Here is a 10,545-nt window from a genome sequence, read left to right as displayed (position 1 = left end):
GGCCCCGCAACGACAGCGCGTACGCCCCCGTCAGCAGCAGGAGCACGAGCGACGCCGCGGCCGCCAGCCACGGCGCGCGCGACGGACGCCGCGACGGCGCCGCCGTGATGGGGATCACCTGCGTCTCGTCGTCCGTCAGCGTAATGCGGGACGGGGGCGCGAGGGCGGGTGGGGGCGGCGCGATGACCGTGCGGTCAATGCCGTCGTCGCCGCGAGCGGCGCCACGGTCCGCGGCGGCCCGGGCCAGCAGGCGGGCGCGGATGCGGTCCGAGCGGGCGGGCTCCAGGGCCGCGGGCGGCGCGCCGTAGGCCAGCGTGCCCACCGAGGCACGCAGCTCCGCGAGCTCCGCCCGGCACGCCTCACAGGCGGCCAGGTGGGCGTGAAGGAGCGTGCGCTCCTCCCCGTCCAGCGCACCGAGCGCTTCGGCCGCCAAGGCGGCCCGCATCTCGTCGTGCATGGTTTCCGGAGTCATGCGGGTTCCTCGCGCAGCACCGACAGCGCCTCCCGTAGCTTTTGCAGGGCCAGCCGGGCACGGGTCTTTACCGTGCCCAGGGGCTGGCCGGTGGCCGCGGCGATCTCCGACTGGCTCATGCCGCGAAAGTAGGCCATCTCCACCGTCTCGCGCTGTTCCGGCGGCAGCTTTTCCATGGCCGCCCGCACGATCCGGCGCGTCTCGTCCAGCTCGGCCGCATCCAGGGGGCCGGCCACGTCGATGATGGGCTCCGGGACCGACGCGCCGTCCATGGACGTGCTGGCGCCCGCGCGCTGCCAGCCGCGCAGCCGCACCCGGTCCAGCGCGCGGCTGCGGGCCATCACCACCAGCCAGCCGCTGATGGCCCCGCGCGACGCGTCGTAGCGGCCGGCCTGGCGCCACGCCTGCCAGAACGTCTCCTCCACCAGCTCTTCGGCGTCGTCCGGGTCGCCCACGACGCGCAGCACCACCGAGTGCACCAGCGGCGCCCAGCGGTCGTACAGCGCGCCAAGGGCGGACTCGTCACCGCCGGCCATTCGGCGCAGCAGCTCCGCGTCGTCCGTCACCGACGGGCGGGACGGCCGTGCGCCGGACGCATGCGTTGCCGTTTGCGTCTGCTGCAAGGGAATACGGGTGTGCGGGCGGAAAAGGATTCGTACGCCGCAACTTGCGACAAACCCGGTACACCGCGCAAGGCTGGGGCCACGGCGTTGGTCCGCGCCGTCCACGTAGCTGACGCAGGGCGGAACGTCCCCGTCACCACGGAAGGCCGCCACCCCGCGCGGATCCGCGCCGCACCCGACATCGGCGTCAGCCGCGGACGGCGCCGTAGTGCGGACCTTCGTACGGCTGAAAGATGCACTCCGGCCGCACCAGCAGGAGGCGCACGGAGCCGTCCTGCTCGGCGCCGCGCTGGGCGTACACCGGCACGCCTCGGTACTCGCCCACGGGCGTGACGTCGCCGGGGCCGAGCGCGCGCGGAAGCCCGTACTTGACGTACCGCCGGCCGTCGAGGATCAGCACCTCGTTCCGGACGAACCAGTCCGCCGCGGCGGCGTAGCCCGAATCGGTTGGATGCACTTCGGAGAACGGCCGCCCGTCGATCAGCGTGTCGCCCGTCACCAGGTTGTACTGCACCGGCACCTCGCGCATCCCTTGCCGGTCTGCGACGCACACGCGGATCACCCGCTCGGCGGGCTCGGAGATGACGAGCCGTGGCTGCGTGGAGGCGGTGTCCGGCGACGGCGCGGGCGGTGCGCTCGCCGGGGCCGTCCCCGTGCCGCACGCGGCGCACGAGACGGCCAGCAGGAGGATTCGGGAGGGCAGGTTCACGGGACGCGATCGGGTCGAAGGAAAGGCTCAGCCGCGCACGCCGCCGGCGTGCTCGGCCAGCACGTACGGCTGGAACTCGCAGATGCTGCGCAGGGGCACGTACACGACCGCGGGGTCCTTCTCGCCGCCGCGCTCCGCGAACACGGGCCATTCGCGATGATCACCCACGCGCACGACGTCGCCTACCTGCCACACGCGCGGCGGTCCGTACTTGACGAACCGCCGTCCCTGGACCGTGATCGGCTCGTCCTCCATGAACCAGGGCTCATCAACGACGTAGCGGGGGATTACCGACCAGCCGCTGACGCCCGGCGAAGTGGTGTCACCCGTGACCGAATGGAAGCGCGCCGTCACGGTCACCAGCGCTCCGCCCTGGACCACGCACACGCTGATCATGCGGAAGCGCGATGCGGATGCGACGGACGAATCCGGCTGAGTCGATGCGTCCATCGCGGCCGGTGCGGGCGCGCGCTCGGGCCGCGTGCCGGTTCCGCACGCCATCAGCGACGCGGTGATCGCGATGGGGATGATCCGCCTGGCCCGCATCCACTCCCTCCGCCCGGGGTGACGCGGGAGATCGGCCGTTCCGCGCAGCCATAGAAGTAACGCGCGAACGCGGAAAACACCACGCTCCGCGCACGAAAGGATGCCGGGGCAGGGGATGCGGCTCTCCGCGTCCTCCGCGGCTCTGCGTGAGAAATGTAGTTCCCCGAACGGGGCAGGAAGGCGGGCGAAAGCGGGAGGGAACGACGACGGGGCACTGCGGCCGTCACCCGGGCCCCGCCGGACTCGAACAGCGGGGGATAAAGGTCGGGATTCTAGGACGCAGCACCCCACGGAACCGGGGCCGTCCCCGCGGGTGGGCGCGGGAACGACCGCCGGGAGACGAAATCAGGCTTCCGTGCCGTCGCCGTCCACGTCGCCCACGATGAAGGGATCGACGATCTCCAGCACCTGCTGGCGCGTGAGCGGTTCGTCGAACGACTCCGACGCCGCGTTGGCGCTCAGGTTGCCACCCACGCCGGGGAACGTGGTGATGTTGAGCCCCGCCTGCGTGACGTTGTCCTCGCCGTCGTAGATGGGCTGCGTGGCGGCGGGCATGCCCGTGCCGCGCAGGGCTAGGGTGATCCACCCCTGGTCCGGCTCCTGGTCCGTGAAGTTGCCGCGCAGGCGGCGCACCTCGCTGGCGTGGCGCGCCTCCACCGAGTGGATGGTGAGCGCCGCGCGCAGCACGGCCTTGGCCGGCAGCAGGTTGGCCGCCTGGCCCTTGTAGGCCCGCACGCCCGTGTCCTCGAACGCCTGCGACAGGGCCTGGAACTGGGCGTAGTTGCTGAACGGCGTGAACATGCCGCCCGCCGTGAAGTCGAACGTGGGCTTGGCCACGGCCTGGCTGCCCAGCGCGTTGCGCAGGAACTGCACGTGCGCCAGCTCGTGGTCGCGGATGGTGCCAAAGATCTGCCGGTCGGCCGCGGGGATGAGCCCCGAGGCGTTCATGCCCATCACGTAGAACTCCGCCTCGAGCTCCTCCAGCGTGAGGGCAAAGTTCAGCACGTCCACGATGGCCTGCGGAAGGCCCGTCTGCGCGAAGGCGCTCTTTGCCATGCCGGCCAGGGCCAGCGGCACCGAGGCCAGCGCAAGCCCCATCCCCCAGCGGCCGGCGCCCCGCAGGGCTTCGCGGCGCGTCCCCACCTGCTCCAGCAGCTCGGGGTCAAGGCCGCCCAGGATCGTCTCGTTGTTCATGTTCGGCGGCTCCATTCAGCTGATCGTGGGAACGTTGGTGGCCGTCACCGCGTTGCGGATGAACGGCGCGGCCGTGGCCAGCACCTGCTGCGGCGTGAACGCCTCGTCGAACGCCTGCGGGGCAAACGCGCTGGTGCGCGGGGCCAGCAGGTCGCGGATGGCGGCCGCGTGGCGCGCCTCGACGGAGACGATCTTGCCCGCCAGGGTGAGCAGCGTGGCCCCCGTGGCGTCGTTGGTGAGCAGGGGACCGGCGCCGTTGTACGCCGCCACGCCCAGGTCCTCGAAGGCCCGCGCCGTCACCAGCACGCTGTCGCGGTTGCCGAAGTTGATGGCGCCGAAGTTGGGCGTGAGGTCCGGGATGAGCGTGCCGCCCAGCGCCGGGATGGCCCGCTTGAAGAACTCGCGGTGCGCGATCTCGTGGTCCCGCAGGTCCGTGAGAATGCGCTGCTCGTTGGCCGCGAACGCCGTCGTGAACGCCGCGTTGGCCACCACCTGCGTGTAGAACGCCGCCTCCAGCTGCTCCAGGGCGTACGCGTAGTTCAGCACGCCGAAGTTGTTGGAGAAGTTGAGCGTCACCGCCGGAAAGGTGGGCGGCGGCGGGTTCACCACCACCGTGTCGGTCTCCACCTCGGTAATGCTGCGCACGTCCGTCTCGTCCGTGCAGGCCCCCAGCCCCACGGCCGCCAGCGCGCCCGCGCTGGTCCACTTGAGAAAGTCGCGCCGGGGCGCGGGCTGGTTCAGGCGCGTCAGCAGGTCGGCGCCCGGCTCGTGTTGTGTGGACATGTACCGTCCTCCGTGATGGTTTCTTGGTTGTCCCCGCGGTGCGTGCGCGGCACCGCTTTCCCGTCCCCGGGCGCCGGACCCTTCGTCCGGCGCCCGCTGTCCTTTTCGTCAGCCCGCCCGGCTCACTCGCCGCGCACGCCGCCCACCTTCACGTCCAGCTGGTAGGGCTGGAACTCGCACCCGGGCCGCACGGGGAGGTAGATGACCTCCGTGGCCCCGGTGGCGCCGGCCTCGCCAAAGACGGACACGCCCATGTAGTCGCCCATCCGCGTGACCTCGTTCACGCCCAGCACCCGCGGCAGGCCGTACTTCACGTAGCGCCGGCCCATGACCGTGATGGGCTCGTTGTTGATGAACCACGTCATCCCCGCCGCGTAGCCCGTCGTGGCCGGGTACGCCGTGGCGAACGGCTGTCCGTTGACCGTGGTGTCGCCCGTGGCCGTGTTGTAGACGGCCGTCACGTTCTGCAGCGCCCCGCCCTGGACCACGCACACCTGCAGGTTCCGCGTCGTCACCGGGGGCGGCGGCGGGGGCGGAGGCGGCGGCGCCACGAACGGCGGCGGCGGGGGCGGCGGCGGCGCCACGGGGGGCGGCGGCAGCAGGTTGCCGAACATGGCCTTGAGGCCGATCACCAGCCGTCCCGTCACCGCCGTTGCGTCGTCGCCCACGCGCACCTGGCTGCCGACGGGGGCGCGGATGGGCCCCAGCCAGAAGTCGTCCACGTGCACGGGCGAGTCGTACACGTGCACGGCCGCCTCGCCAAAGAGGGCCAGGCCGCGGCCCAGGGGCAGCAGGTCGATGCCCGCGCCCGCCGTGCCCTGCCCCACCGTGGCCTGCTCCGGCTCGTACGAAAGGCAGGCGCCGTAGAACGCCAACGTGCCCTCGCACATGGGCCGGTCCTCGCCCGCCACGTCCACCGTGAGCCCGCCGCCGCCCGCGAACAGGTAGACGGACGAGAGCCAGCGGCCCGCGTCGGCCCGGGCCGCGAACGGACGCAGGGCCAGGTTGAAGTCGTACAGGTACGTGTTCATCACGTACCGGCTGCTCTCGCCGGCGTCCGTAAAGGCGCTCTCCATGTTGGGCAGGCGCATGGGCACGTACGCGCCGTGCAGGCGAAAGCCGAACGCCGGCGTCACCCAGAAGTTGGCGATCGCGCCGAACGCCGGGGCGTAGCCGGGCGCGAAGCCCTCCCCGTCGCCCTCCTCCGTGGGGTTGCCGTTCCCCGTGAGCGTGAGGGTACGGGATTCGAACCATTCGCTGGTGAGCGTGCCGCCTGCGTACACGCCGAGATCGAACCGGCTGGCGCGCCGCTCCATCTCCTGTGCCTGGGCCTGCGTCCCCACCAGCGCGCCAAACGCGAGGATGGGGACCAGCCGTGGGAGCTTCCCTCTCATCGGGTCCCTTTCCGAACCGGGTGAATTGAACGGCCCGCCGCCTGTGCGCGGGCCATGGGTGGCGGCACCGGCGCCCCGGTGTGCGCCGGCCCATGCCCGACCTCTCTATCCGCCAGCCGCCGCTCGCCTCGCCATCGGCGGTCCCTGACAGCCTCCTACGCAGCCTTGGCCCCAACCGGATCTGCGCCCCGAACGCACGGAGTCCGCTCCGTTCACCAGGGCCGGGGCGGGCTACGCAGGACAGGGACCAGCCTGCCACTGTACCAGTTTGGACTGATCGGCCGATCTGTTACGGGTTTGTCCAAGGGAAGGACGAGGAATGTCCACGCCCGGACCGGGTCCGCCGGCGGAAATCCGACCCGCGGCATCCCCGCGTACGTCTTCCCAAAGTTCGAAAGGTCACGGATGGCGCCCAGGGGTTTGTTCGGCGATCGGGATCCCGTTCGCCGCTGCCCGGCCGTCCGGATGCCGTCCGTTGCGGGAACGCTGGACAGGAGGCGCGGGACCATGCGGTACGTGGGACAACGGATGCCGGGGCCGGATCGCGGGGTGCGGGAGCGGGGGGGGGGGGGGTGGGGACGATGAGCGCGATGGAGTGGACGGTTCCCCTCCCGGCCGCGGCGCCGGCGGCGGTGGACAACAATGGGGCGGCGGCGCTGGTGGCCGCGTTCCTGGCGGCGACGGCCGCGCTGCCCCCGGACGCCGCGGCGCGGCTGGCGGGCGTGCGGGTGGAAACCCTGCGCAAGTGGCGGCGCCGCGTTCCCCGCTGGCTCAAGGCGCAGACGGCGCGGCGCCTGGCCGCGCACCTGGCCGGCGAGCCCCCCGTGGACACCCGCCCGGACGAGGGGCTGCGCCGCGCCTTCCTCGGCACGCTGCGTGCGGCCCCCGCGGAGGGGCGCTAGCCGCCGCATGCAAGAGCGCCGCGAGGATGGCTTCCTCGCGGCGCTCTCGTCATCACCCGATGGATCGCCCAACCGAGCGTCATCTCGAGAGGGGGTTGCCGAACCTGCCTTTAGTGGCGCCCCAGGGAGCGTCATCCTGAGTCCTTCGGCGCTGCCCGCACCCTGCGGGATGAAAGCAGCAGTTCAACCTCCCCCAGGTTTTTTTGGGGGAGGTGGGCGAGCTCCGCGAGCCCGCAGGGGGCGTTCGCACGGGGCACGCCTCCACGCACGAGCCTGGCCCTGACTTCCTATTCAGGGAGCGCCGCGCATCCCATGAACGCACGCAGGACTTTGGCGCGACCGAAGGATCTTGTATGCGAAGCGTGAGATCAGTTCCGTGCCCCGGAGCCGACTTGTCGCATTGCGGGCAAGATCCTTCGTCGCCGCCATGGATCGCGCCCGGTCAAGGGCCTGCGCGGCGGCTCCTCAGGATGACGCATCCGCCACATGCCTGAGGATTATCAACTCGGCACCGTGTGCACCTCGCAGTTCAACCTCCCCCAGGGGTTTTGGGGGAGGTGGGCGAGCTCCGCGAGCCCGGAGGGGGCGCCCGCGCGAAGGCTGGCCGCACGCCAGGACCACCCCCATCGCGCCCAACGCACGAGGCCGGCTCCAGTGCATGGAGCCGGCCTCACGCTTCGCGGACGAGACCCGTCGCCGCCTTGGCCGATCAGGGAAAGCGCGTCCGCAGGTCTTCCACGACGCGCTCGGCCAGGGGCCGCGTCATGCCGGAGACGGCGGCCACGTCGTCCGCGCCGGCGTGGCGCAGGCTCCACAGCGTGCCGAACTGGTCCACCAGCGACTGCACGCGCTTGGGTCCCAGCCCCTGCACCCCGCTCAGGATCACGCCCAGCCGCTCCTGCTCCAGCCGCCGGCCGATGCCCTCGGCGTCGGAGATGTCGTGGCCCTGCGTGGACAGGTGCTCCAGGAACGACACCCAGTCGTCGTGGTTCCACCCACCGGGCCGCGCCACGGCGAACGCGCGCAGGTCCACCGCCAGCTGGTCCACCTCCTTCTCCTGGCGCCGGCGCGCGGCCGTCTCGACGTACGTCTCGCGCTTGCCGCCGCGCTTCTTCGGCGTCTCGGCCGTCGCCGGGGCAGACCTGGCGGACGTCTTGGAGGCTGACTTCGCCGGACTCTTCGCCGCCGACTTCGCGGGCGTCCTGGCGGCGGGGGCCGCCGGGGCCGACGCACCGGCGTCCGCCGCGACGCCGCTGCCGGGTGCCTTGCGGCGGGTGGGGCGCGGGGCCTCGGCGGGGGGCGACTGCGCCACGCCCGTGCCCGGCGCGGCCGCCGCCTCGGGCGCCGCCACGCCGCTGATGTCGTCCTCGGGCGCGCGGGTGCGGGTGCGCTTGGCGGCCGTCTTGGCCGCGCCGGCGCCCGTGCCGGAGCCCTTTCCTCGTGTCGTTGCCATCTCGTTCAGCCGATCTCGAATCTTGGAATAAGCCGTCAGGCGGCGCGGATCATCCGCCCGCCCCGTCCTCGCGCTCGCGCCGCAGCACCAGGATGCCCAGGGGCGGCAGGGTGAGCGGCAGCGACTGGTCACGCGAGTGCGCGGCCAGGGGCACCGTCTCCACCACGCCCCCGTTGCCCACGTTGCTGCCGCCGTAGGTCTCCGCGTCGCTGTTGAGCACCTCGCGCCAGCGGCCCGCGTGCGGCACGCCCACGTGGTACGCGTGCCGCGGCATGGGGGTAAAGTTGCAGACGAACAGCAGCTCGTCCCCCGTCTCCTTGGACCGCCGCAGGAACGAGAGCACGCTCTGCTCCACGTCGCGAAAGTCGATCCACTCGAAGCCCTCGTGGCTGAAGTCCGTCTGCCAGAAGGCCGGGTCCGACCGGTACAGCCCGTTCAGGTCCCGCATCCACCGCTGCAGCCCCGCGTGCAGGGGGTCCTCCAGCAGGTGCCAGTCCAGCGAGCGGTTCTCGCTCCACTCCTGCCACTGGCCCAGCTCGATGCCCATGAACAGCAGCTTCTTGCCCGGGTGCGACCACATGGCGCCCAGGGCCAGCCGCAGGTTGGCGGCCTTTTGCCAGGCATCGCCCGGCATCTTGTTGATGAGCGAGCCCTTGCCGTGCACCACCTCGTCGTGGCTGAACGGCAGCACGAACTTCTCGCTGAACGCGTACATCAGCGAGAACGTGAGCAGGTTGAAGTGGTACTTGCGGTGGATGGGCTCCTCGTGCATGAATCGCAGGAAGTCGTTCATCCACCCCATGTTCCACTTGAGGTGGAACCCCAGCCCGCCCAGGTGCGGCGGCTGCGTCACCCCGGGCCACGCCGTGCTCTCCTCGGCGATCATCAGCGCGCCGGGGTAGCGGTCGCGCACGGCGGCGTTGAGCTGCTGCAGGAACTCGATGGCGTCCAGGTTCTCGCGGCCGCCGTACCGGTTGGGGATCCACTGCCCCGGCTGCCGCGAGTAGTCCAGGTAGAGCATGGAGGCCACGGCGTCCACGCGCAGGCCGTCCACGTGGTACTCCTCCAGCCAGTACAGGGCGTTGCTCACGAGGAAGTTGCGCACCTCGTTGCGCCCGAAGTTGAAGACGTGCGTGCCCCAGTCGGGGTGCTCGCCCTGGCGCGGGTCCTCGTGCTCGTACAGCGCCGTGCCGTCAAAGCGGCGCAGGGCGTGGGCGTCCTTGGGAAAGTGGGCCGGCACCCAGTCCAGGATCACCCCGATCCCCCGCTGGTGCATGTGGTCCACGAACCAGCGAAAGTCGTCCGGCGTGCCAAAGCGGCTCGTGGGCGCGTAGTAGCCCGTGACCTGGTATCCCCACGACGGGTCGTAGGGGTGCTCCATCACGGGGAGCAGCTCCACGTGCGTGAATCCCATCTCCGTCACGTAGTCCGCCAGCTCCACGGCGGCCTCGCGGTACGTCATGGGGCGGTCGCCGTCGCCGGGAACGCGCTTCCACGAGCCCAGGTGCACCTCGTACACGGTCATGGGCACCGTGCAGAAGTCCTGTTCCCGGCGCGTCTCCATCCACTCCGTGTCGCTCCACGCGTACCGGGACAGGTCGAAGACGCGCGAGCTGGTGGCGGGGCGCAGCTCCGCCATGAAGGCCAGCGGGTCCGCCTTGAGAAGGGTGGAGCCGTCGCGGGCCAGGATCTCGTACTTGTACGTGGTGCCGTCCGGCAGGCCGGGGATGAAGATCTCCCACACGCCCTGCGCGGGGTGGCCGCGCATGGGGTTGCGCCGCCCGTCCCACAGGTTGAAGTCGCCCACCACGCTCACCCGCCGCGCGCCCGGCGCCCATACGGCAAAGCGCACGCCCTGCACGCCGTCGATCTCGGTGACGCGCGCGCCCAGCACCTCCCACAGGCGCAGGTGGGTGCCCTCGCCCATCAGGTACAGGTCAAAGTCGCTGATGGCGGGGCCGAACGAGAACGGGTCCGCCACGAGCACGGGCTCGTCCTGGCCGTGCCAGCAGATGCGCAGGCGGTACGGAAAGCTGCCCGTGCCGCGGGGAAGCAGCGCTTCCCAGAAGCCGTCGGGGTGCACCTGCTCCATGGGCGCCACGTCGGTGCCGTCGGCGTCGGCGACCCACACGCGCTCGGCGCCGGGGAGCAGCGCGCGCACCACCAGCCGCAGCTCGCCGCCGATGGAGACCGTGTGCATGCCCAGCACGCGGAACGGGTCCGGGTGCTCGGCCCGGAGAATCTGCTGCAGATCGATCAGGAGTGTCGCGGAAGCCATCGCCTGCCCGGATTGGTTTGATCGGGTGGAACGCATCCCGGCGGCCTGCCGCCAATCCCGTGCCGCGGGGGAGGCAGGGGCGCGAGGGGCGAGGATCGAGGGAGATTCGTGCACGGTGGCGCAGTGTGTCTCGCCCGCGGAGGGCCCCCTCCCCCCGACCCCCTGCCCCCGCTTCGCGGGGGAGGGGGAGA

At 71.7% G+C, this 10,545-nt stretch carries 10 protein-coding genes; 1 reads left to right on the top strand and 9 read right to left on the bottom strand.

Going from position 1 to position 10,545, the window contains the following annotated elements; genetic code table 11:
• The 7 genes from VFZ20_RS27480 to VFZ20_RS27450 form a co-directional block, all read right to left on the bottom strand.
• A partial coding sequence (locus VFZ20_RS27480) for an anti-sigma factor family protein (RefSeq protein ID WP_329687161.1) occupies positions 1-472 on the bottom strand: 472 nt, incomplete at its 3' end.
• Positions 469-1,038 carry a sigma-70 family RNA polymerase sigma factor gene (locus tag VFZ20_RS27475; protein ID WP_329687160.1) on the bottom strand — a complete coding sequence of 190 codons (570 nt, stop codon included), beginning with the start codon at positions 1,036-1,038 and terminating at the stop codon, positions 469-471. The genes VFZ20_RS27475 and VFZ20_RS27480, both read right to left, overlap by 4 nt.
• A gap of 244 nt (positions 1,039-1,282) precedes the next feature.
• Positions 1,283-1,804 carry a hypothetical protein gene (locus VFZ20_RS27470; protein ID WP_329687159.1) on the bottom strand — a complete coding sequence of 174 codons (522 nt, stop codon included), beginning with the start codon at positions 1,802-1,804 and terminating at the stop codon, positions 1,283-1,285.
• Positions 1,805-1,831: 27 nt separating this feature from the next.
• Entirely contained in the window at positions 1,832-2,350 is a 519-nt protein-coding gene (locus VFZ20_RS27465) for a hypothetical protein (protein WP_329687158.1), read from the bottom strand.
• A gap of 345 nt (positions 2,351-2,695) precedes the next feature.
• Complete coding sequence (locus VFZ20_RS27460) at positions 2,696-3,544, bottom strand: ferritin-like domain-containing protein (protein WP_329687157.1); 849 nt, start codon at positions 3,542-3,544, stop codon at positions 2,696-2,698.
• Positions 3,545-3,559: 15 nt separating this feature from the next.
• On the bottom strand, positions 3,560-4,327 hold the full coding sequence (locus tag VFZ20_RS27455) for a ferritin-like domain-containing protein (RefSeq protein ID WP_329687156.1): 768 nt from the start codon (positions 4,325-4,327) through the stop codon (positions 3,560-3,562).
• A gap of 122 nt (positions 4,328-4,449) precedes the next feature.
• On the bottom strand, positions 4,450-5,721 hold the full coding sequence (locus tag VFZ20_RS27450) for a hypothetical protein (RefSeq protein WP_329687155.1): 1,272 nt from the start codon (positions 5,719-5,721) through the stop codon (positions 4,450-4,452).
• 581 nt (positions 5,722-6,302) lie between these two features.
• Between VFZ20_RS27450 and VFZ20_RS27445 the strand changes: the two genes are divergently transcribed.
• Positions 6,303-6,623: a hypothetical protein gene (locus VFZ20_RS27445; protein ID WP_329687154.1), complete on the top strand. Its 321-nt coding sequence runs from the start codon at positions 6,303-6,305 to the stop codon at positions 6,621-6,623.
• 709 nt (positions 6,624-7,332) lie between these two features.
• Here the strand turns inward: VFZ20_RS27445 and VFZ20_RS27440 are convergent.
• Together VFZ20_RS27440 and glgB are read right to left on the bottom strand one after the other, a co-directional pair.
• Positions 7,333-8,076, bottom strand: coding sequence for a helix-hairpin-helix domain-containing protein (locus VFZ20_RS27440; RefSeq protein WP_329687153.1), 744 nt, complete (start codon positions 8,074-8,076; stop codon positions 7,333-7,335).
• Between the two features lie 49 nt (positions 8,077-8,125).
• On the bottom strand, positions 8,126-10,354 hold the full coding sequence (glgB, locus tag VFZ20_RS27435; RefSeq protein WP_329687152.1) for a 1,4-alpha-glucan branching protein GlgB: 2,229 nt from the start codon (positions 10,352-10,354) through the stop codon (positions 8,126-8,128).
• Positions 10,355-10,545: the final 191 nt, after the last annotated feature.

The sequence above is a fragment of the Longimicrobium sp. genome (assembly GCF_036280135.1).
Taxonomy (GTDB): Bacteria; Gemmatimonadota; Gemmatimonadetes; order Longimicrobiales; family Longimicrobiaceae; genus Longimicrobium.
This window is presented reverse-complemented; position numbering and strand designations above follow the sequence as displayed.